General features: G+C 41.8%; 21 protein-coding genes. 20 read left to right on the top strand and 1 reads right to left on the bottom strand.

What is annotated here, in order from left to right; genetic code table 11:
* The first annotated feature begins 14 nt into the window (after nt 1–14).
* From G4407_RS02660 to G4407_RS16680, 8 genes are all read left to right on the top strand, one after another.
* A complete protein-coding gene (locus G4407_RS02660; RefSeq protein ID WP_173687633.1) occupies nt 15–1,097 on the top strand; it encodes a YibE/F family protein in 1,083 nt (360 codons plus the stop codon).
* The gene (locus tag G4407_RS02655; protein ID WP_055246697.1) at nt 1,091–1,861 is read left to right on the top strand and encodes a YibE/F family protein; all 771 of its coding nucleotides are present in this window, start codon (nt 1,091–1,093) and stop codon (nt 1,859–1,861) included. Before G4407_RS02660 ends, G4407_RS02655 begins: the two co-directional genes overlap by 7 nt.
* A gap of 126 nt (nt 1,862–1,987) precedes the next feature.
* Nucleotides 1,988–2,455 (top strand): MarR family winged helix-turn-helix transcriptional regulator, encoded by a 468-nt coding sequence (locus G4407_RS02650; RefSeq protein ID WP_022220303.1) that lies wholly within the window; start codon nt 1,988–1,990, stop codon nt 2,453–2,455.
* Nucleotides 2,452–4,203, top strand: coding sequence for an ABC transporter ATP-binding protein (locus tag G4407_RS02645; protein ID WP_117835661.1), 1,752 nt, complete (start codon nt 2,452–2,454; stop codon nt 4,201–4,203). Before G4407_RS02650 ends, G4407_RS02645 begins: the two co-directional genes overlap by 4 nt.
* Nucleotides 4,203–6,098 carry an ABC transporter ATP-binding protein gene (locus tag G4407_RS02640; protein ID WP_173687632.1) on the top strand — a complete coding sequence of 632 codons (1,896 nt, stop codon included), beginning with the start codon at nt 4,203–4,205 and terminating at the stop codon, nt 6,096–6,098. The genes G4407_RS02645 and G4407_RS02640 overlap by 1 nt, the downstream gene beginning before the upstream one ends.
* Before the next feature lie 169 nt (nt 6,099–6,267).
* On the top strand, nt 6,268–7,143 hold the full coding sequence (locus G4407_RS02635; protein ID WP_055157237.1) for a YitT family protein: 876 nt from the start codon (nt 6,268–6,270) through the stop codon (nt 7,141–7,143).
* Between the two features lie 56 nt (nt 7,144–7,199).
* The gene (locus G4407_RS02630) at nt 7,200–7,463 is read left to right on the top strand and encodes a type II toxin-antitoxin system prevent-host-death family antitoxin (RefSeq protein ID WP_055157239.1); all 264 of its coding nucleotides are present in this window, start codon (nt 7,200–7,202) and stop codon (nt 7,461–7,463) included.
* Nucleotides 7,456–7,590 carry a hypothetical protein gene (locus G4407_RS16680; RefSeq protein WP_274597637.1) on the top strand — a complete coding sequence of 45 codons (135 nt, stop codon included), beginning with the start codon at nt 7,456–7,458 and terminating at the stop codon, nt 7,588–7,590. Before G4407_RS02630 ends, G4407_RS16680 begins: the two co-directional genes overlap by 8 nt.
* A 294-nt stretch (nt 7,591–7,884) precedes the next feature.
* On the opposite strand, the gene G4407_RS17140 is transcribed toward G4407_RS16680, so the two are convergent.
* Nucleotides 7,885–8,118 carry a relaxase/mobilization nuclease domain-containing protein gene (locus G4407_RS17140; protein WP_172676486.1) on the bottom strand — a complete coding sequence of 78 codons (234 nt, stop codon included), beginning with the start codon at nt 8,116–8,118 and terminating at the stop codon, nt 7,885–7,887.
* Between the two features lie 245 nt (nt 8,119–8,363).
* Here G4407_RS17140 and G4407_RS02620 point away from each other — a divergent pair, with 245 nt between their 5' ends.
* The 12 genes from G4407_RS02620 to recD2 all read left to right on the top strand — a co-directional run bounded on the left by G4407_RS02620 (nt 8,364) and on the right by recD2 (nt 23,924).
* Nucleotides 8,364–9,815, top strand: coding sequence for an alanine/glycine:cation symporter family protein (locus tag G4407_RS02620; RefSeq protein WP_055157245.1), 1,452 nt, complete (start codon nt 8,364–8,366; stop codon nt 9,813–9,815).
* 3 nt (nt 9,816–9,818) lie between these two features.
* A complete protein-coding gene (locus G4407_RS02615) occupies nt 9,819–11,429 on the top strand; it encodes an amidohydrolase (RefSeq protein WP_066559186.1) in 1,611 nt (536 codons plus the stop codon).
* A gap of 233 nt (nt 11,430–11,662) precedes the next feature.
* Nucleotides 11,663–12,004: a nucleotidyltransferase domain-containing protein gene (locus G4407_RS02610; protein WP_117557014.1), complete on the top strand. Its 342-nt coding sequence runs from the start codon at nt 11,663–11,665 to the stop codon at nt 12,002–12,004.
* A 27-nt stretch (nt 12,005–12,031) separates the two neighbouring features.
* On the top strand, nt 12,032–12,421 hold the full coding sequence (locus G4407_RS02605; protein WP_330585933.1) for a HEPN domain-containing protein: 390 nt from the start codon (nt 12,032–12,034) through the stop codon (nt 12,419–12,421).
* 1 nt (nt 12,422) lies between these two features.
* Nucleotides 12,423–12,557 carry a hypothetical protein gene (locus G4407_RS16675; protein WP_270223125.1) on the top strand — a complete coding sequence of 45 codons (135 nt, stop codon included), beginning with the start codon at nt 12,423–12,425 and terminating at the stop codon, nt 12,555–12,557.
* 340 nt (nt 12,558–12,897) lie between these two features.
* Entirely contained in the window at nt 12,898–13,182 is a 285-nt protein-coding gene (locus G4407_RS16475) for an ion channel (RefSeq protein ID WP_243259154.1), read from the top strand.
* Nucleotides 13,183–13,317: 135 nt separating this feature from the next.
* Nucleotides 13,318–14,469 carry an AAA family ATPase gene (locus tag G4407_RS02595; protein WP_173687631.1) on the top strand — a complete coding sequence of 384 codons (1,152 nt, stop codon included), beginning with the start codon at nt 13,318–13,320 and terminating at the stop codon, nt 14,467–14,469.
* Nucleotides 14,462–15,481: a hypothetical protein gene (locus G4407_RS02590; RefSeq protein WP_173687630.1), complete on the top strand. Its 1,020-nt coding sequence runs from the start codon at nt 14,462–14,464 to the stop codon at nt 15,479–15,481. Before G4407_RS02595 ends, G4407_RS02590 begins: the two co-directional genes overlap by 8 nt.
* 219 nt (nt 15,482–15,700) lie before the next feature.
* Entirely contained in the window at nt 15,701–17,686 is a 1,986-nt protein-coding gene (gene uvrB / locus G4407_RS02585) for an excinuclease ABC subunit UvrB (RefSeq protein ID WP_173687629.1), read from the top strand.
* A gap of 27 nt (nt 17,687–17,713) precedes the next feature.
* Entirely contained in the window at nt 17,714–20,554 is a 2,841-nt protein-coding gene (gene uvrA, locus G4407_RS02580) for an excinuclease ABC subunit UvrA (protein ID WP_173687628.1), read from the top strand.
* Between the two features lie 96 nt (nt 20,555–20,650).
* A complete protein-coding gene (gene mreB, locus G4407_RS02575; RefSeq protein WP_055157310.1) occupies nt 20,651–21,640 on the top strand; it encodes a rod shape-determining protein in 990 nt (329 codons plus the stop codon).
* Between the two features lie 61 nt (nt 21,641–21,701).
* Nucleotides 21,702–23,924 carry an SF1B family DNA helicase RecD2 gene (recD2, locus tag G4407_RS02570; protein WP_173687627.1) on the top strand — a complete coding sequence of 741 codons (2,223 nt, stop codon included), beginning with the start codon at nt 21,702–21,704 and terminating at the stop codon, nt 23,922–23,924.
* The last annotated feature ends 15 nt before the right edge of the window (nt 23,925–23,939 follow it).

The following is a 23,939-nucleotide window of genomic DNA, read 5'->3' as shown; positions in this document are numbered from 1 at the left end:
TTAGCAGATATTTGATGAAAAACAAAAGAGGAAGATTTTATTGTGTGGCAGGTGTGTTGTATCTGCTGGCAATTTTGTTTGTCATGAATGATGCCTGGCTGTATCAGACACCGATCGTGAAAGTGACAAAAGTGGTGACAATTGTAGAAGGGAAAAGCAAAAGTACCCGTGGAACAGAAGAAACGAAATATAAGCAGAGTCTTTATGGCAAGATTATAAACGGAGAAGACAAAGGGAAAGAAGTCAGGATTGCCAATGAATACACAACAACGGAAATGCTTGCTCAAAAATACCATAAAGGTGACCGGGTGTTTTATAAGGGATCATCGATCATTGGAGTAAAGCGGGATACGATGCTGGTTGTTATGCTTGGCTTCCTTGCACTTCTGCTCCTTGGGATTGCCGGACGGCAGGGCGGTTTGACGATCATAACAGCAATGATGAATATCCTGATTTTTGTGATCGGTTTCTGGATGGCGGATGACACATCGGAAATTCTGAGTGTATGTAGCAGACTGATCCTTTTTTTTGCAGTGGTAACGCTTGTTGGATTAAATGGAATCCACAGGAAAACTTTTGCCGCACTATTGACAACACTATGTGTCCTGCTTATGATCATGGGGATATTTGATCTTGTTATGCAGCATATGGAAGAACTGGATTATTCGACGATGGAATATCTGGGCAGTATTGATAATCCGGATGAAATTTTCCATGCAGAGATCATGTTGTCAGGACTCGGTGCCATCATGGATGTGGCGGTTGCCATATCGGTGGCTTTAAGCGAGATTGTTGAGCAGAAACCGGAAGTAAAATTTGTGGAACTTTTCCGTTCGGGCAGAGAGATCGGATATGACATTATGGGAACAATGATCAATGTGCTGTTGTTTGTGTTTGGCTGCGGTCTGATTCCTACATGTTTGATCCGGATGAACAATGAGGTGCGTTTTGTTACCATTGTAAAATTGCATATTCCATGTGAATTATGCCGTTTCTTTGTAGAAAGTATCGGAATTGTACTGGCGATCCCAGTGTCTATTTTCATAACAGCAGTTATGATGAAACTATCTGTGAAAAAGAGGGAAAAAAGATGTTGATCATATTGGGACTGATTCTAATGATAGTAATAGTGCTTGTTGGAGGGGACAGAGGCGCCATGTCTCTGATTGCTCTGGCGGGAAATATTTTGTGCCTGAGTCTTGCAATCTGGCTTTATGCCGTCGGAGCACCCGTGTTTCTGGTTACTGCCGGTGCAGGAATTTTAATTTCCTGTATCACTTTGTTTTATCAAAATGGGACGAATATTAAAACCTGGAGTGCATTTCTTGCGGTTGCAATTACAATGTGTGTGTTATTTGCATTTATTTATCTGGTCGTATGGAAAAGTGGGGCGGGAGGCTTGAATGAGATCCAGGCAGCCGGAGAAGATGTTTTCTATTATAATATGAACCTGGATATCAGTATGCCCAAGGTTGCAACAGCCGTAATTGTACTCAGCACGTTAGGAGCTGTGATCGATATGGCGCTGACAGTAACAACTTCCGTATATGAGGTGAAATGTCATAAGCCGGATATCAAAATGAACAAACTGGTTCAAAGTGGAATGAAGATTGGAAAAGATGTGATCGGAACAACGGTTAATACGTTATTGTTTGCATATCTGGGAGAATCGCTGTTGTTATTCGCGTATTTGAGAATGCAGAATTACTCCATTGAGCTGTTGCTCAACTCCAAAATCCTTTTTCAGAACTGTATTTCCATGATTTTTGGAGCAATTTCCTGCACAATGATAATGCCGGTTTCAGCGGTTTTGATCGCAAAAAACTGTGAGCTTTTTGATTGGATGGAAAATAGTAAATAGCAGGTTGACAGCAGGGAAATATCTGTGATAAACTTGTTTAGAATTAAACTGTTTACGAATGAACAATTTATTCGTGAACAGTTTTCTTTTTTTTGAAGAAGCAAAAAGTGGAAGGAGGAAAGTCATTTGTGTGAAGGATGTGAAGAGCGAATCCACGTAGGACATCAGGTGCACCGGATAGACCGTTCGATTTCAAAACTGCTGGAAATGCGTGTAAAAGAAGAAGGACTGGATGAGATTGCCCTGATGCATGGCTGGATCTTACGTTATCTATATGAACATCAGGATAAGGAAATTTATCAGAAAGATATAGAAAAGTATTTTGGTATCTGCCGTTCAGCGGTAACAAATATTATCCAGACTCTGGAGAAAAAAGGGTACATCTGCCGTGCATCGGTTGCAAATGATGCGCGTCTGAAAAAAGTAATGCTGACAGAAAAAGGACGGGAAAACCATGAAAAACTGGGAGAAATTTTTCAGAAAATGGATGCGCAGTTGGAAGAAGGCATTACAGAAGAAGAATTACATGCATTTATGCATGTGATCGATAAAGTTTATTACAATATGGAAAAAATGAAAGGAGAGAATTCATGATTCGGACTTTATTAAAAGAAGTAAAAGAATATAAAGCGGCATCGATCGCAACACCGTTTTTTATGATTCTGGAAGTATTGTTTGAGACATTGATTCCATTTCTGATGGCATCTATTATCGATAAGGGTGTCAATACCGGAGATATTCACCATATTTACAAAGTTGGTGGAATTATGATCGTGGCTGCATTTTGTGGCCTGCTTGCCGGAATGGCAGGAGGACGATACGGAGCAAAGGCTTCGACCGGGTTCGCGAAGAATTTGAGAAATAAGATGTTCGATCAGATCCAGACCTATTCGTTTGCAAATATTGATCATTTCAGTACAGCAGGTCTGGTTACACGTCTGACAACAGATGTGACCAATGTGCAGAATGCGTACCAGATGATGCTGCGTATGATGATGAGAGCACCGGCAAGTATGATCTGTGCAATGGTGATGGCATTTATGATCAATGCCAGACTGGCAAGTATTTACCTTGTGGCAGTTGTGATCCTGGGAGTGATCCTCTTCTTTATCATTCGTCATGCAACGGCTTATTTCCAGCAGGCATTTCCAAAATATGATGCTTTAAATGCATCCGTTCAGGAAAATGTATCTGCGATCCGTGTAGTAAAAGCATATGTAAGAGAAGAACAGGAAACAAGTAAATTTCAGTATGCAAGTAAGAATATTTACGATATTTTTGTAAGAGCAGAGAAAAATGTTATATGGAACTCACCGATCATGATGTTCACTGTTTATACCTGCATCATCCTGATCAGCTGGTTTGGTGCAAAGATGATCGTAGTGAAATCGTTGACAACAGGAGAGTTGATGAGTCTTCTTGCATACTGTATGAACATTCTGATGAGTCTGATGATGCTGTCTATGGTATTTGTCATGATTTCCATGAGTATGGCAAGTATGCGGCGTATAGCAGAAGTACTGGGTGAAACCAGCGATATCCATAATCCGGAACATCCGCTTTATGAAGTGGAAGATGGAAGTATTTCATTTAAGAATGTAGATTTTGCTTACAAAAAAGACAGTGCAGAGAAAGTCCTGAAGAATATCAATCTGGACATCCATTCCGGTGAGACGATTGGCATCATTGGAGGAACCGGAAGTGCGAAGACGAGTCTGGTGAATCTGATCAGTCGTCTGTATGACGTGACAGGCGGAGAAATCCTGGTTGGCGGAAAGAATGTCAAGGATTATGATCTGGAAGTACTGAGAAACCAGGTGTCTGTTGTATTGCAGAAAAATGTACTGTTTACCGGAAGTATTCTGGATAACCTGCGCTGGGGAAACAAAGAGGCGACCGACGAAGAATGTATGGAAGCATGTCGGCTTGCATGTGCAGATGAATTCATTGAGCGTTTCCCGGATAAATATAATACCCACATTGAACAGGGAGGAAACAACGTATCCGGTGGTCAGAAGCAGAGACTGTGTATTGCAAGAGCACTGCTTAAGAAACCGAAGATCTTGATCCTGGATGACAGTACCAGTGCGGTAGATACTGCTACAGATGCGAAGATCCGCCGTGCATTCCGTGAAGAAATCCCGGATACAACAAAGCTGATCATTGCACAGCGTGTATCCAGTGTGCAGGATGCAGACCGTATCATCGTTATGGATGAAGGGCAGGTTCATGGATTTGGTACACACGAAGAATTGCTGAAGACCGATGAAATTTACCGCGAAGTATACGAATCGCAGACTCAGGGCGGAGGAGATTTTGATGAAAACGGAGGTGAAGCATAATGCCAAGACCGATGGGAAGACCACAGAATAAAGTGAAATATCCGGGGAAACTTTTGATGCGTCTGATAAACTACATTTTCCGTGATTATAAAGTTCATTGTATTGCAGTATTTATCCTTATATTTGTAGGGGTTATCGCAAATGTGCAGGGAACGATGTTTACAAGAGATCTGATCGACAAATATATTACACCGTTTCTGCTGTCTGACGGTACACCGAACTTTTCACCGCTTGCACATGCAATTGAAAGGGTTGCGGTATTTTACGGAATTGGAATCGTTGCGACTTACGCATATAACCGTATCATGATCAATGTGACACAAGGAATGATGATGAATATGCGTAATGAGCTGTTTGAACATATGGAAAAGCTGCCGATCAAATATTTTGATACCCATGCACATGGTGATATCATGTCAATTTACACGAACGATATCGATACCCTGCGGCAGATGGTCAGCCAGAGTATTCCGCAGATCATCAACAGCGGATTTACGATCATCAGTGTATTTGTCAGTATGTTGATCTTAAATATTCCACTTACGGTTGTGACGATGATCATGGTTGCAATTATGATATTTGGTACCAAGAAAGCCGCCGGACAGAGCGGGAAATATTTCCTGGAACAGCAGAAAAATCTTGGAAAAGTCAATGGTTATATTGAAGAAATGATGAATGGACAGAAGGTTGTCAAGGTCTTCTGCCATGAGGAAGAAAGTAAGGCAGAATTTAAAGAACTGAATGAGGCACTTTTTGTAAGCGCAGACCGTGCGAATACCTATGCAAACTACCTCGGACCTTTGAATGCGCAGATCGGAAATATCAGTTATGTAGTCTGTGCGATTGTCGGAGGTGTCCTTGCGCTGAATGGTGTGGGAGGATTTACACTGGGTGCACTGGCAAGCTTTCTAACATTCAATAAAAGCTTTAGTATGCCGATCAACCAGGTCAGCCAGCAGATGAATGCCATTGTAATGGCACTTGCAGGAGCAGAGCGTATCTTTACCCTTCTGGATGAGAAAGTGGAAGTAGATGACGGGTATGTGACTCTGGTCAATGTGAAAAAAGAAAATGGAAAACTTATAGAATGTAAGGAACATACCCGATGCTGGGCATGGAAGCATACACATCAGGCAGATGGTTCGGTAGATTATATTGAGCTTAAGGGAAATGTAGTATTTGATGGTGTGGATTTCGGGTACAATAATGATAAGATCGTGCTTCATGATGTGAAATTGTATGCAGAGCCAGGACAGAAAATTGCCTTTGTAGGTTCGACAGGAGCAGGAAAAACAACCATTACAAATCTGATCAACCGGTTTTATGATATTCAGGATGGAAAAATCCGCTACGATGGAATTAATATAAACAAGATTCGGAAAGCGGATCTGCGACGTTCCCTTGGAATTGTACTGCAGGATACACATCTGTTCACAGGAACGGTAAAAGACAATATCCGTTTTGGAAAACTGGATGCAACAGATGAAGAAATCTTTGCAGCAGCAGAATTGGCAAATGCAGATGGATTTATCCGCAGACTTCCGGAAGGATATGATACGGTCATCACCGGGGATGGGGCAAACTTAAGCCAGGGACAGAGACAGCTTCTTGCAATTGCCAGAGCAGCAGTTGCAGATCCGCCGGTACTGATCCTGGATGAGGCTACAAGCTCTATTGATACGCGTACTGAACGTATTATTCAGGAAAGCATGGACAGACTGATGCATGGACGTACTACGTTTGTGATCGCACACCGTCTGTCTACGGTTCGGAATTCCGACTGTATCATGGTTCTGGAACAGGGACGCATTATCGAAAGAGGTACCCATGACCAACTGATTTCAGAAAAGGGAAAATATTATCAGTTGTACACCGGAAATGCAATTGCCGAATAAGATTCAAAAAACAGTAACAACAGGATTCAACAAAATTTACATAAATTAAAAAATACTATCAATTTTTTTGTATATACGCTATACTTGTATATATAGAACTGCAAGTCCTTCCGATCAGAGGAGTAAAATAGCAGTTCTATAAAAATGTCATGATAGGGTAGGTTTGGGAATGAAAAAACAAATCAATTGCAAAGAAGTTGTATGGGAACTATTTACACTTACCGCTGCAGTGGCAATTATCGCTGCAGCGGTTTATTTCTTTCTGGTGCCGAGCCATGCATCGGTCAGCAGTATTTCCGGTCTTGGAATTATTCTTACGAATTTTATACCTTTACCGCTTTCAGTGATCACGATGGTCCTGAATGTTGTTCTTTTGATCATCGGATTCATAACATGTGGACGGGAATTTGGTACGAAAACCGTGTATACCAGTATCTTACTGCCGGTATTTATCGGTATTTTTGAACGGATTTTCCCGAATATCGGTTCCCTGACAAAAACCCAGGAACTGGATGTCCTCTGTTATGTTCTGGTAGTCAGTGTAGGACTCAGTATTCTCTTTAATATGAATGCTTCTTCCGGCGGACTTGATATTGTGGCTAAGATCATGAATAAATATTTGCACATCGAATTGGGGAAAGCCATGTCTTTAGCCGGTATGTGTGTGGCGCTTTCGGCAGCACTTGTATATGATAAGAAGACGGTGGTTTTAAGCGTTCTTGGTACTTATTTTAATGGGATGGTGGTAGATCATTTTATCTTCGGGCAGAATCTGAAACGAAGAGTATGTATTATTACAAAGTATGAAGAAGAACTTCGGAATTTTATTCTGCATGAGCTTCATAGTGGAGCAACCATTTATGATGCCATCGGAGCGTACAATTTAGATAAAAGACACGAGATCATTACGATCGTAGATAAAAATGAGTATCAGAAACTCATGAATTACATCAATAATCTTGATCCGAAGGCTTTCATCACAGTGTACACGGTGGCAGACATGAGATATCAGCAGAAGGTTTTGGAAAATGAAGAAAGAAGTTAGTGATCTACTCCATCAATATTCTGTTATAATAATGTACAAAGAAAGGAGGAGTTACAATGCCAATAATAAAACCAATTACAGATTTAAGAAATACAAATGAAATATCTGAAATATGTCACAAACAACAGCAACCAGTATTTATTACAAAAAATGGTTATGGAGATTTAGTAGTTATGAGTATGGAAACTTATGAAGAATTACTCAGCACAAATCAGATTGATAAGGCAATTTTTGAAGCAGAACGGGAAGTCGCAGAAGGTGCAGAATTATTAGATGCACGTGGGGCATTGGGAGAACTCAGGAGGAAACATTTTGGATAAATATACCGTAAAAATGTTTCCACAGGCATATAGAGATATTGATAAGATATACGAGCAGGCACTTCTTGTTAGTAATTATGCTGATAATGCAATTGCACTGGCAGAAAATTTGAAAAAGCAATTTTAAGTTTGGAAGAACAGCCATATCGAGGGGCAGAAAGAAAATATGGAAAAAGTGAGTTTTAGAATCAAGAAATCTCACTGAAATATAAAGGGTACTAAAAAACGTCACAATTTGTGGCGTTTTTTTAGTGCAGGAAAAAGGAGACCAAGAGTGTCAGAAATCAGATTTTCATCAAAGGAAAGAAGCTGATATCTTATTTAAAAAAGAGAAGAACCATTTAATATTTATGAATATTGCAAAAAGTAGTAATTTTTTCTGTTAAAAAAGTCCTGAGGGATAATTTTATATAAACGGATATTATTCTAATAAGCGCAACGGATGATCCCCATACCACAAACGGTATGATTGTAGAACAAATTTAACATGGTCTCTGATAGCATAGAAATTATGCATATCACAGTTATAGAGCATACCATTAGTCAAATCTATTGTATTTACAAGAATATGGACGTGAAGATGACTGTTATTTTCATGAATCGAAAAGATAACCTGGTACTGAGCATTACAAAATTCAAACGGAAAAAGTAGCAATTCCTCCGGAACTGTGATATACTGTGATCGTTTGGAAGATTAGTGGACTGAAATGTAAGATCCCCAGAGCATGAAGTATAAAGAGGGCAGAAACGGGGCTCGCAGATATATGGCAGAAGAGCTGTATGTCGAGAACACCGGGTATCCGTATCTGACTTCATGTTCTGGGGATTTTTTATATTCTGTATGCGGATTTTCCGAATGTATGCAAAAGAAAAACAATAAAAAGGATAGGAGAGGAAAAGATGTTTGAATTATTTGAAAATCTGACCAATTGGCTCTGGGGACTGCCGCTGCTGATCACGATTCTCGCTACAGGCGTATATCTGACAGTACGTTCCGGTTTCTTCCAGTTCCGCCATTTTGGTTACATTGTGAAAAATATGTTCAGTAAAGAACGCCGTCAGGAAGGCGGAGACGACGGAAAGAGCCTGACACCGTTCCAGGCTATTTCTATTGCGATCGGCGGTACTGTTGGAGTATCCAACATGTCCGGTGTTGCAACAGCCATTGCAACAGGAGGACCTGGTGCATTATTCTGGCTCTGGATCGCGGCGCTTCTTGCTATGGTCATCAAGATGGCAGAGGTAACACTTGCTGTGTACTACAGAGAAAAACAGCCAAACGGTGAGTACCAGGGAGGCCCGACCTACTACATGCAGAAGGGTCTTGGCGGAGAGAAAAAGCTTCCCTTCTGGAAACTTTTTGCAGTACTGTTCGGCGGCTGTATTTTTATGACATGGTTCATCACCTTACAGAATTATACAGTATCAGAGGCTGTCGGTAGTACCTTCCACCTGCCGTACATCGTGCCGTCACTTCTGTATGTGGCAGCGATCTACCTGATCATCATTGGCGGTGTAAAGAAAGTCGGTGTGATCTCTTCCTATATGACACCGATCATGTGCATGCTTTACATTGTAGGATCTCTTGCAATACTGGTAGTGAATTTTGACAAGCTGCCGGAAACCTTTGGACTGATCTTCAAGGGTGCATTTACAACACAGGCAGCAGTCGGCGGATTTATGGGAGCCGGTGTTGCAACAGCTATGCGTCTTGGATTTGCCCGTTCTGTATACAGCAACGAGGCAGGCTGGGGAACCTCACCTATGATCCATGCTTCCGCAAAAACAGACCATCCTGTAAAACAGGGACTGATGGGAGCATTTGAGGTATTTGCAGACACCATCGTAGTCTGCTCCATGACAGGTCTTGTTGTTATCACCACAGGCTACTGGAATTCAGGACTTCAGGGATCAGAGCTGACACTGACAGCATTTGAGTCTGGAATGGGCTCTGTTGCGAGAGCACTGATCGCGATCAGTATTTTTCTTTTCGGACTGACAACATCAACCGGATGGTTCACCTATTACAGCGTGATCCTGAAGCACTGGCTGAAAAACAATCAGAAGGTTCTGAAGATCGCAGAGAAGGTTTTTATCCTTGGAACGCCATTATGGGGTCTTCTGGTCACAGTGCTTACTCTTTACGGAAACGGAACACCGGCACAGCTGTGGGTAATTGCAGACTTTACAACCGTATTCCCTACATTTGTAAATGTTGCCACATTATTTATCTTAAGTGGTACCTTCTTTAAACTGCTGAAGGATTATAAGGCGCGTTACATGGGAATCGGAAAAGTAGACAAGGATATGGCACTTTTCTACGAGGATAAAAAAGAAAAAGAGGAAAAATAAACAGTGGATACGATTTTTTTTAACGGATGTATAAGAACACTGGATAACAGTGAAAAAGTGGCAGAGGCTGTGGGAATCGAAAATGGCCGGATCGTTTTTGTGGGAACTGATAAAGAAGCGGAAGCTTTTTCCTGCAAAAAACGGATTGACCTTAAGGGAAGGCTGATGCTGCCCGGTTTTGTGGATACACATATGCATATGTTGCATTATGCATTTGTGGAAAGATCTGTGAAACTGTTTGACTGCACAAGTGTTGAGGAAATGCTTGCTGCAGCAAAAAAAAGACTGGAGGAGAGTAAAGGTCAGAAGCTGACCTGGCTCTACTGCAGAGGCTGGAATGAGGAGCATTTTGATAAGCCGCGCTATCCGCATAAGGATGAGCTGGATGCACTCTCAACGGAAATCCCCATCATTATGGTGCGTGTCTGCGGGCATGTGGCTGTGTGCAACAGCTGTGGTCTGGAGCTTCTGAAAAAAATCCCGGAGTTTCCGGAGATTGAGAAGGAGGTTGATCTGGATACCGGACTTCTGAAGGAGAATGCAGTACAGTTTTATTCTTCCGTATTGGAAGCACCATCCCAGGAAGAAGTGGAAGGCTACATCAGATACAGTGCGAAGAAGCTGAATGAATGTGGATTTACAGGTGTACAGTCCGATGATCTTGCCTCCCTTCCGGGAAAAAACTGGCGTCGGATCATGGCCTCCTACAAGGCACTGGATGCCAGAGGAGAGCTGAGTATCCGCCATTATGAGCAGTGCCTTTTTGAGCGGGCGGAGGATGCGAAGGCTTTTATCGAGGAAGGATATCGTACCGGGCAGAGGGGAGATCACTTTACTGTTGGACCGATGAAGCTGATCCAGGATGGTTCCCTTGGTGCAAGAACAGCGGCCATGAATGAGCCTTACGAGGATTCGCCGGAAAATACCGGGATCATCACATTCAGTCAGGATGAGCTTGACGATCTGTTTGCTTTTTTTGACCGGCATCAGATGCAGGCGGCGGTACACTGTATAGGCGATCGTGCCATGGATATGGTCATTGAGGCAGCTGCGAAATCTCCTTACCGGAAGGATAACAAAAAGGGCAGACATGGTATCGTGCATTGCCAGATCACCAATCCGCGTATTTTGCAGGGGATGAAAGACCAGGATCTGCTGGCATATATCCAGCCGGTATTTATCGATCTGGATATGAACACAGTGGAACCTGCCATCGGCGCACAACGTATGGATAAGGTGTATGCATGGAAGAGTATGCTGGATATGGGAATCCATACGTCCGGCGGCTCGGATGCTCCTGTGGTAAGCTTTGATGCAATGGAGAATATTTATTTTGCAGTTACCCGCAAAAATATCAGCGGTCAGCCACAGGAAGGCTGGATCCCATCCGAAAAAATATCCGTAGACGAAGCGGTGAAGCTTTTTACAAAAAACGCAGCTTACGCTTCCTATACAGAAGACGAAAACGGAACCATCGAAGTGGGAAAAAATGCGGACTTCGTAGTTCTCGAGAAGAATATCTATGAGATCGACCCGGATGAGATTAAGGCCACGAAAGTGGATATGACAGTTCTTGGCGGTGAGATCGTTTATGAGAGAGAAGTAGAAGAATAGCGGCAGTATAAAAAGAAAAAAGTGAGAGGCAGAGTCTGAGTGGAGCAGGCTCTGCTTTTTTTGATTTCAGTAAAAATATAGAACAAGATGTATACCATAACGGTGAACAAAATTCGTCGAAGAAAGCAGTAACATTGTTACATGGAAAATATTGATTGAGAAACGAGGGTAAACTGGTTATAATAAAATCAAGAAATTTATAGTATTATCAGCAGAAAATGAGGTGATGATGTATGCCAAAGATTATGCAGGATTTAATTAAACAGTATGTGGAAGCGGTCAAGAAGATTTATGGTTCCCATGTACGTCAGATAATCCTTTATGGTTCTTATGCAAGGGGGGACTTCCGCCCGGATTCTGATGTAGACATTATGATCCTGGTGGATATATCAGATCTGGAATTAAAGGCATATGCACAACAGCTCTCGTACATGACCTATGACTTTAATATGGATCATGACACGGACATAAAGCCTATTGCAAAAAGTGAAGCACATTTTAACAAGTGGATTGTGAACTATCCATTTTATTCCAATATCCATAAAGAAGGGGTAGTTTTGTATGGAGCAGCATAATCAGGAATCGGTACTAGGCGGGATCTGGTGTTATATCGTCGGGAAACAGCCCGAAATGATCTGAAATCAGCAAGAGCATTATTTTTTATTGAAGATTATAAAGGAGCTAATAACAGAGCGTACTATTCCATCTTTCATGCAATTAATGCAGTACATGCTGTCAGCGGTAAAGCATATAAAAGACATAAAGATGCTGTGGCAAACTTCAATAAGGATTATGTGAAGACGTCTGTGTTTCCAAGGGAAATGGGAAGGAAAATCGGTCAGGCAGAAGAGATTCGCCATGCCAGCGATTATGATGATTTTTATATTGCAAGTAAAGAAGAATCAGAACGGCAGATTTCAGTTGCAGATGAATTTATAATTCTGGCAGAAAAATATTGTCTGGAACAGCTTGAAGAACAAAAGGAATACTGAAATGAACGAGGATGAAAAGATAACGGCATTCAGAGAACTGGTGAAATCAATTAAAGAAAATTCAAAATATCTATCAGAAGACTTCAATCCAGATACAGAGCTGGAAAAGGGAAAAAAGAAAAATATTCAGAAATAGTTTTTTGAATAAATAATATAGAAAACGTATAAAGTACAGAACAAACATTCGCCTGTTCTGTACTTTTTTTACTCTGAATGATATACTGTAAAAATTTGTAATATGTGTATGTTTAGAATATGTAATTATAGTGGGGGTTGTAATTAGTGTATATGCTAATTTGTATGTGGCATATCATAATAACGTATATTTTGCGTTTCAAATGAATTTACTTGAAATGCAAGGTGAAAATGTCTCTTTACATAGAAAGAAAATAGAGAAAAAAATTGATGGAAAAACGTGGAGTGTAAATGGGAATTATGATGAATAAGATAAAGAAAAATTGTGTCCGTTAGACATTATGATACAAAATGAAAACGGAAAAATAGGCATTATAGAACCAGATTTAAATATTGCTTTAAATGAAGATAATATGGGTAGTGCCAATAATGAAAAATATATTTATTTTAGTTTTGTGTCTTTCTTTTCGTCGGGATATGGAGATATTTATCCTATTTTATCTATTACGAGAAACTGGGCAGTGCAAGAAATGATAATATCACATATGATTATGGTGGTGTTGATTCCGATATTGCTTACAAGTGTGCAAGAATTCATACAAAAACAAGAACCAGAAGTAAAATGAAAAATAAAAAATTGAAACCATGTCACAACATGCCGTAATTTTTTTACGGCATGTTGTTGCGAACAGAGTGAAAATTGGTTATACTGTAAGCATAGAATTATACGTTAATAATTTTTTGAGAGGATGGTATAAGATATGCTTAAAAAATTCATGTTAAAGAATTACAAAAATTTTAAAGATGAAATTACGATAGATTTTGAAAATATTGCAGGCTATCAGTTTAATACAGATTGTCTTTCAGATGGTATCATCGGCAAAATGTTGATTTATGGATGTAATGCGACTGGTAAGACGAACCTTGGAAGAGCAATTCTTGATATTGGTTCAACAATGTTTGGCGGAACAAGATATGCGAGTAATGGAATTTTACTCAACGCGGATTCCAAAGAAGATGCAGCAATGTTTCAATATGAATTCATATTTGAAGATACAGAATTAAGTTACAAATATTCGAGATTATCAAATCAGGAATTACGTGAAGAAGAATTATCCGTAAATGGAAAAAGCATTTTTAAATGTAATTTTGGTTTGCGAGAATACAATTTTGATAATTTAGATTATATTGATGCAGAAACTGCCAATATAGAGCGCTATTTACAATCTCTGGAAGTTGGAGAAGATGATGAAATCAGTGAACCAAAACTTCCATTTTTGAGATGGCTGATTAGTAATGTGGCTTTGAAAAATGATTCAGCTCTTATCCGGTTATCGAATTATGTTAGAAGAATGATGATGATTACAGTAGGAAATGGGATGCAGTATCGCTTTGGAAGACTGAATCAAGGTTTTTATGAGAGTCTGGAAAATCCGGAACATCTGAAGGATTTTGAAGATTTTTTAAATGCAATGGGTATTGAATGTAAATTGGTATTAAAAAAATTACCAGACGGACAAAGAGAACTGTATTTTTCACATGAACAATTAGTTCCATTTTATGAAAATGCATCAAGTGGTACATTGGCATTAGCAGAGTTATATCGGAGACTGGTTCCGAAAGTATGGGATGCGTCTTTGATCTATTTAGATGAATTTGATGCGTTTTACCATTATGAAATGGCAGAAAATGTGATTCGTTTCTTTAAACAGAAGTATCCAAAATGCCAAATGATTATGACATCGCATAATACGAACTTGATGACAAATAGAATTATGAGACCGGATTGCCTGTTTATTTTATCAAGAAAGGGAACATTAACAGCTCTTTGTAATGCGACTCAACGGGAGCTGAGAGAAGGTCACAATCTTGAAAAGATGTATATCAGTGGGGAGTTTGAAAAATATGAATAATTACGCAGTAGAGACAAGGCGGCGTAGCCGGAGCTTACTGGTTGTAGAAGGAAAACATGAAAAGGATGAATTATTTTGGCTTATTTTTAAATGTTTTCCAGAAATGAACATTGATATAAATGATGTATGGATTTACGGTACGAACATTTATAAGTTATATGAGGATATTGTAAAAGAATACGGAAATGATTGGGCAAAAGATGAAATGGATGTTGATTTACCGTTTGTAATCAGTAAAAAGGAACATCCGGAGACAATCTATTATAGAAATGATTTTACCAATATTATTCTTGTATTTGATTATGAACGGCATGATCCGGCATTTTCTGAAGAAAAGATTTTAGAAATGCAGCATTGCTTTGCGGATTCGACTGATATGGGGAAATTGTATCTGAATTATCCAATGATTGAATCATATTTGCATTTAAAATCTATACCAGATGAAGAGTATATAAATCGAAAAATTTTGGTATCATTGCAGCCGGGAGACAAGTATAAAATCCTAGTAAGGGCAGAAAGTGTTATTGAAAAGGCGGTTGAGTTGCCACATAGAATTGATGATTTACTTGCAGGAGATAGATATCGGGTAAGTGATGTTGAAAAAAGAAATGGATGTTGTGATGCAATATTGAAGCTTTCTGCGAATGAGTTAGAAAAAGAATTGGAAGAAATATTGTGTATTGTAGGAGATGAGAAGAAGAAAAAGACATTAAAATATCAATTAAAAGATTGGATTACAAAAATCGGATATACATGTGAGAATCGGACATATTGGGAGTATATGAGAAAAGTTTTACAAGAGATTGTATGTCATAATATTCGCAAGGCAGCTAGAATTCAAAAGGAAGATGCAAATGAAAATGAGCTTAGAAAGCAATTTGAACAGATAAATTTATCTGAGATACTGAATGTTCAAAATGAAGTCAGCAGAAATTTTGAAAAAGGATTTATATGGGTATTGAGTACATGTGTATTATTGATTCCGGATTATAATTTTAAATTAATTAAATAAGAAACGGATTAAATTCATAGGCAGATCACATGTAATATTGGTTGGATTATTGAAGAAATTTGGAAGAATAATGGAATTTAGAAAATAAAAAAGTACAGAACAAACATTCGGTTTTGTTCTGTACTTTTTTTATATTGAATGATATACTAGACAAGTAACAATACTAGAAATAATATTACTACATTCCAAAATAAATTAGATTCAATCAGGAGAAATCATATGGATCATTTTGAATTAGTATCAGAATATAAACCAACCGGAGACCAGCCGCAGGCAATTAAAGAGCTGGTCGAAGGTTTCAAAGAAGGAAACCAGTGTCAGACGTTGCTTGGCGTTACTGGATCTGGTAAGACATTTACCATGGCGAATGTTATTCAACAGATGAACAAACCGACATTAATTATTGCACACAATAAAACACTGGCAGCGCAGCTGTATGGGGAATTCAAAGAGTTCTTTCCGAATAACGCAGTGGAATATTTTGTCTCCTACTACGACTACTACCAGCCGGAAGCTTATGTTCCGTCATCCGACACTTACATTGCCAAGGACTCTGCCATCAACGATGAGATCGACAAGCTCCGCCACTCTGCGACAGCAGCGCTTTCTGAGCGGAATGATGTCATCATTGTGGCAAGTGTGTCCTGCATTTACGGACTGGGTTCGCCGATTGATTACAAGGAGATGGTGATTTCACTTAGACCGGGCATGATCAAAGACAGGGATGAAGTCCTGAAGAAGTTGGTTGAGATCCAGTATGACCGCAATGATATGGATTTCAAGCGTGGAACGTTCCGGGTACGAGGAGATGTGGTTGAGATTTTCCCGGCGTATTCGGAAAAAATTGCATACAGAGTTGAATTTTTCGGTGATGAGATAGACAGAATAACAGAGATTGATACATTGACCGGTGAAGTGTTGAATGTGATCGGGCATGTGGCAATTTTCCCGGCATCTCATTATGTAGTGTCCAAGGAGAATATGGAGCGTGCCATCGGGGAGATTGAAGAAGAACTGGAGCAGCAGATTCGTTATTTTAAAGGGGAAGATAAGCTTCTGGAAGCACAGCGTATTTCTGAGAGAACGAATTTTGATATAGAAATGATGCGAGAGACAGGATTTTGTTCCGGAATTGAAAACTATTCGAGGCATCTGACCGGGCAGAAAGCAGGGGAGCCGCCATGTACATTGATTGACTATTTTCCGGATGATTTTCTGATCATGATCGACGAGTCGCATAAGACGATTCCACAGATTGGAGCCATGTATCACGGCGATCAGTCGAGAAAGACAACACTGGTGGATTATGGATTCCGTCTGCCGTCGGCAAAGGATAACAGACCGCTCAGCTTTGGGGAATTTGAAAGTAAGATTGACCAGGTACTGTTTGTATCGGCGACACCGGGAGAGTATGAGGAGTCTCATGAACTGCTGCGGGCAGAGCAGGTAATCCGACCGACAGGTCTTCTGGATCCGGAAGTAGAAGTGCGTCCGATCGAAGGACAGATTGATGATCTGATCAGTGAGGTAAATAAAGAAACAGCGAAGAAGAATAAGGTACTGATCACAACGCTGACAAAGCGTATGGCGGAAGATCTGACCGATTATATGCGGGAGCTTGGCATTCGTGTGAAATATTTACATTCGGATATTGATACTCTGGAAAGGACAGAGATCATCCGGGATATGCGTTTGGATGTATTTGATGTACTGGTTGGAATTAACCTGCTTCGAGAAGGTCTGGATATTCCGGAGATCACACTGGTAGCGATTCTGGATGCGGACAAAGAAGGTTTTCTGCGTTCGGAAACTTCACTGATCCAGACCATTGGCCGTGCGGCGAGAAATGCAGAGGGGCATGTTATCATGTATGCGGATAACATGACGGATTCGATGCGGATGGCGATTGATGAGACGATGCGCCGTCGTGAGATTCAGATGAAATACAATGAAGAACATGGAATCACGCCACAGACGATCAAGAAGTCGGTGCGTGATCTGATCAGTATTTCAAAGAAGGTTGCAGCAGAAGAGATGAAGCTGGAAAAAGATCCGGAATCCATGAGTGCGGCAGAGCTGGAGAAGTTGATCAAGAAGCTGGAAAAGCAGATGAAGAAAGCGGCAGCAGAGCTGAATTTCGAGGCGGCAGCAGAGCTGCGTGATAAGCTGATCGAGCTGAAAAAGCATTTGAATGAGATGGAGTAAAGCGAAGAGATAGAAGAGGAAGAACAGATGGCTGAAGAAAAGAAAGAACTGATAAAGATCAGAGGTGCGAACGAGCACAATCTGAAGAATCTTGATGTAGATATTCCGAGAAACAAACTGGTAGTACTGACCGGTCTCAGTGGTTCCGGCAAATCATCCCTTGCATTTGATACAATTTATGCAGAGGGACAAAGACGATATATGGAATCTCTGTCTTCTTACGCAAGGCAGTTCCTTGGGCAGATGGAGAAGCCGAATGTAGAAAGTATTGAAGGGCTTTCACCGGCGATTTCCATCGACCAGAAGTCTACGAACCGCAATCCGAGATCCACAGTCGGAACCGTGACGGAGATTTACGATTATTTTCGACTGCTGTATGCAAGAATCGGGATTCCGCATTGTCCGAAGTGTGGAAGAGAGATCAAGAAGCAGACGGCAGATGAGATGACCGATCAGATCATGGCACTTCCGGAAGGAACAAAGATCCAGCTGATGGCACCGGTTGTGCGGGGGAGAAAAGGAACCCATGTCAAGCTTCTGGACGGAGCAAAGAAAAGCGGTTATGTCCGTGTAAGGATTGACGGAAATATGTATGAGCTTTCCGAAGAAATCTCATTGGACAAGAATATAAAACATAATATTGAGATTGTTGTAGACCGTCTGGTTGTCAGACCGGGGATTGAAAAAAGACTTGCAGATTCCATAGAAAGTGTATTAAGTCTTGCGGAGGGGCTTCTGGTTGTGGATGTGATCGGAGGGGAACCGCTGAATTTCAGCCAGAATTTTGCCTGCCCGGACTGCGGAATCAGTATTGATGAGATCGAGCCGAGAAGCTTTTCGTTTAACAATCCATTTGGTGCCTGCCCGGTATGTTTCGGACTCGGATATAAAATGGAGTTTGATGAAGATCTGATGATTCCGGACAAATCACTCAGCATCAATGAAGGAGCAATCGTGGTGACAGGATGGCAGTCCTGTACCGATAAGAGCAGTTTTACTCACGCGATTCTGGAAGCACTCTGCAAGGAATATCATTTTGACCTGGATACGCCGTTTGAACAGTATCCGAAAGAAATCCAGGATGTTTTACTTCGTGGGACTAATGGAAAAGAAGTCAAGGTCTATTATAAAGGACAACGCGGGGAAGGGATCTATGACGTTGCATTTGACGGACTGATCCGGAATGTGGAGCGAAGATACCGTGAAACGGGATCGGAGACTATGAAAGCAGAATATGAGAGTTTTATGCAGATCACACCTTGCCGAGAATGTGGCGGACAGCGACTGAAAAAGGGCGCACTTGCGGTAACGGTCGGAGATAAAAATATTTCAGAAGTAACAGCAATGTCGATTGAACGGCTTCAGCGGTTTATCAGTAATCTGGAACTGACGAAGACGCAGCAGATGATCGGCGGACAGATATTAAAAGAGATCAAAGCGCGCCTGCAGTTCCTTCTGGATGTGGGTCTGGAATATCTGACACTTGCCCGTGCAACAGGAACTCTTTCCGGTGGAGAAGCACAGAGAATCCGGCTTGCGACGCAGATCGGTTCCGGTCTTGTGGGTGTGGCTTATATTCTGGATGAGCCAAGTATCGGTCTGCACCAGAGAGATAATGACAAACTTCTCGCAACACTCAAGCATCTCCGTGATCTTGGAAATACACTGATCGTGGTTGAGCATGATGAAGATACCATGTTTGCGGCAGACCAGGTAATCGATATTGGACCGGGAGCCGGAGAACACGGTGGAGAACTGGTTGCCCAGGGAACGGCACAGGAGATCATGAAAGTAGAACGGTCGATCACAGGTGCATATTTAAGCGGAAAGATCAAGATCCCGGTTCCGGAAACCCGCGCAGTTCCGACCGGCTGGATCAAAGTTGTAGGTGCAGCAGAGAACAACCTGAAAAATATTGACGTGAAGTTCCCACTTGGCGTGATGACCTGTGTAACCGGCGTATCAGGTTCCGGTAAGAGTTCGCTGGTGAATGAAATCCTTTACAAGAGTATGGCGAAAAAGCTAAACCGTGCCCGTGTGATTCCTGGAAAGCATAAGCGGATTGAAGGACTGGAAATGCTGGACAAAGTGATCGACATTGACCAGTCTCCAATCGGAAGGACGCCAAGATCCAATCCGGCGACATATACCGGAGTATTCGACCTGATCCGGGATCTGTTTGCGGCAACCGCGGATGCGAAGGCGAAAGGCTATAAAAAAGGAAGATTCAGCTTTAACGTCAAGGGCGGACGCTGTGAAGCGTGTAGCGGAGATGGAATCATCAAGATCGAGATGCATTTCCTTCCGGATGTATATGTGCCGTGTGAGGTATGCGGCGGGAAGCGCTACAACCGTGAGACACTGGAGGTAAAATATAAAGGAAAAAGCATTTATGATGTTCTGAATATGACGGTAGAAGAGGCGCTTCATTTCTTTGAAAATGTTCCGAGTATCCGCAGAAAAATGGAGACTCTTTACGATGTAGGACTTTCTTATATTCGTCTTGGCCAGCCGTCTACAACCCTTTCCGGCGGTGAAGCACAGCGGATCAAGCTTGCAACTGAACTGAGCCGGAGAAGCACTGGGAAGACAGTGTACATTCTGGACGAACCGACAACCGGACTTCATTTTGCAGATGTGCACAAGTTGACGGAAATCCTGCGCAGACTCGCGGCAGATGGCAATACGGTTATCGTGATCGAACATAACCTGGATGTGATCAAGACAGCAGATTATATTATCGATATCGGACCGGAAGGCGGTGACAAGGGGGGCACGGTTGTTGCGTGCGGTACACCGGAAGAAGTGGCAGAAAACCCGAATTCATATACAGGAAAATACATCAAAATGATGCTGGACAGAAAATGATACAGAAATCTTAAAAAATCCTGAACTTGAAAAAAAGACTTCCTATTTATTAAAGATTTGATTATAATAAGGTGAGTATGTGAAAGGGGAATCGTGATGTCAATAGATTTAGGAATTGATTTAGGAACAGCAAGTATCCTCGTTTATGTGAAAGGAAAGGGAGTTGTACTGAAAGAACCTTCAGTCGTTGCCTTTGACAGAGATACCAATATGATAAAAGCAATCGGTGAAGAAGCAAGGCTGATGCTTGGAAGGACACCAGGGAATATTGTTGCGGTAAGACCTCTCAGACAGGGCGTTATTTCCGATTACATTGTCACAGAAAAAATGATCAAATATTTTGTTCAGAAAGCACTGGGAAAGCGTACATTTAAGAAGCCGAATATCAGTATCTGTGTGCCAAGCGGTGTTACAGAGGTTGAAAAAAAGGCGGTAGAAGAGGCTGCTTTTGCAGCCGGTGCGCGGGAAGTACATTTGATTGAGGAACCGGTTGCAGCGGCAATCGGCGCTGGAATAGATATTTCAAAACCATGCGGCAACATGATCGTGGATATCGGTGGTGGTACATCCGACATTGCGGTGATTTCCCTTGGAGGAACTGTTGTGAATACATCATTAAAAGTTGCAGGTGATGATTTTGATGAAGCAATCGTCCGTTATGTCCGGAAGAAGCACAATCTGCTGATCGGAGACAGGACAGCAGAAGATATCAAGATCAAGATCGGAACGACATATCCTCTTGTAGAAGATGAATCAATGGAAGTAAGGGGGCGGAACCTGGTAACAGGATTACCAAAGACGGTCACGGTAACGGCTTCTGAGACCGAAGAAGCACTGCATGAGACTACAAGTCAGATCGTCGAAGCGGTCATTGGAGTTCTGGAGAGAACACCGCCGGAACTTTCCGCGGATATTCTGGATCGAGGAATTGTACTGACAGGTGGAGGCGCGCTGCTTCGCGGGCTGGAAGAACTGATTGAAGAAAGGACAGGCATCAATACGATGACGGCGGAAGACCCGATGAAGGTTGTTGCAATCGGTACCGGTCAGTATGTGGAGTTTATGAACGGAAAAAAAGATTTCTAGTGATAAGCACATGAGAAGGCTGTTTCTGTAGAGAGACAGCCTTTTTAAAAAGGAAAAAAGTATGGAAACAGTAAAAGGTTACGTAGAACACATTGTATTTCGCAATGAAGACAATGGATATACCGTATTTAATTTGAATAATGACGATGGCGATCTGACCTGTGTCGGAAACTTTAACTATTTATCAGAGGGAGAGCTGGTCGAGGTGAACGGAGAATATGTGGTTCACAGTGTATACGGAACACAGCTCCGAGTGCTGAGTTATGAGATCAAAGCGCCGGAAGATCTGCTTTCGATCGAACGCTATCTGGGATCAGGGGCGATCAAAGGTGTCGGTGCATCTCTTGCCGGCAGGATTGTGAAAAAATTCAGGGAAGATACCTTCCGGATCATCGAAGAAGAACCGGAAAGACTTGCGGAGGTGCGTGGGATCAGCGAACGTATGGCAAGAGAGATCGCTGTACAGGTAGAAGAGAAAAAAGATATGCGGAAGGCAATGATCTATCTTCAGAAATTTGGAATTTCGACGACACTTGCAGCAAAGATTTATCAGTTTTACGGTCCGAAGACCTATCAGGTACTGGAAGGAAATCCATACCAGCTTGCAGATCAGATTCAGGGGATTGGATTTAAGATCGCTGACGAAATCGCAACGAAGATCGGCATCCATTCAGACTCGGATTTCCGTATCCGGAGTGGTATTTTTTATACTTTGCAGCAGAGTGTCGCCGAAGGGCATGTCTATCTGACAAAGGACGTGTTGCTTCGCCGGGCATCCGCACTTCTGGAAGTGGAGATCAAGGATATTGAGAAATATCTGATGGATCTGTCGATGGAAAAGAAGATCGTACTCAAAGAATCTGAAGAAGGTCTGCGGGTATACGTGTCCCACTTCTATTATCTGGAACTCAATACCGCGAAAATGTTACATGATCTGAATCTGGAATATGAGGAAGCCAATGTAGTGATCAAAAAAAAGATTCATCAGATTGAAAAAGAAGCCGAAATGCAGCTTGACGAGAAGCAGGAAAATGCGGTCATGGCGGCTGTGCGGAATGGAATTATGATTCTAACAGGAGGACCTGGAACCGGAAAAACGACGACGATCAATGCCATGATCGAATATTTTCACAGTGAAAATATGGAAATTATGCTGGCAGCACCAACAGGGCGCGCTGCAAAAAGAATGACAGAGGCAACCGGATGGGAAGCGCAGACGATCCACCGGCTTCTGGAGGTGAACGGTAATCCGGAAGAGGATGAGAACCCGAACCGGAACGGTTTTGCAAGAAATGCAGACAATCCACTGGAAACCGACGTGATCATCATCGATGAGATGTCTATGGTAGACCTGCCTCTGATGAATGCACTTCTTACCGCAATTGTACCGGGGACTAGGCTGATCCTGGTAGGGGACTGTAACCAGCTTCCATCAGTAGGACCAGGAAGTATTTTGAAGGATCTCATCGCATCGGAATGTTTTCCGGTTGTCATGCTGACCCGGATTTTCCGACAGGCACAGGAGAGCGATATTGTGGTAAATGCACATAAGATCAACCGTGGAGAACCGGTCCTTCTGGATAATAAGAGCCGGGATTTCTTCTTTTTAAAAAGGCAGGATCCGAATGTGATCATCAGCGTTCTGCTGACGCTGATCCAGAAGAAGCTTCCCAAATATGTCAATGCAAAACCATATGATATCCAGGTACTCACACCGATGCGGAAAGGACTGCTGGGAGTGGAAAGGCTGAACAGTATTTTGCAGCAGTATTTGAATCCATCGGAGCCGGGAAAAGCGGAAAAAGAATATGGCGATCACAAATTCCGCGTGGGCGACAAGGTGATGCAGATCAAGAATAACTATCAGCTTGAATGGGAGATCACAACCAAGTATGGACTGACGGTGGATAAAGGGATGGGGATTTTCAATGGTGATATGGGAATTGTCACCGAGATCAATACATATACTGAAACACTGGAAGTCGAATACGATGAAAAAAGAAAGGTAAAGTATCCGTTTGAATTGCTGGAAGAACTGGAGCTCGCCTATGCGATCACCATTCACAAGTCGCAGGGAAGCGAATATCCGGCGGTTGTCATCCCGCTTCTGAGCGGACCGAGACAGCTGTTTCACAGGAATCTTCTTTATACGGCGATCACAAGAGCCAGAAAATGTGTGACAATTGTTGGGAGTGACCAGACCTTCCAGGAGATGATCCGGAATACCAATGAACACAACCGGAATACCAGTCTGGCAGAACGGATCCGGGAATTCTGCGGATAGTTACACTAAAATGTA

This window comes from Allocoprococcus comes (genome assembly GCF_013300725.1).
GTDB classification, from domain to species: domain Bacteria; phylum Bacillota; class Clostridia; order Lachnospirales; family Lachnospiraceae; genus Allocoprococcus; species Allocoprococcus comes_A.
The sequence above is the reverse complement of the archived record's forward strand: the minus strand, read 5'-3'. Positions and strand labels throughout refer to the sequence as shown.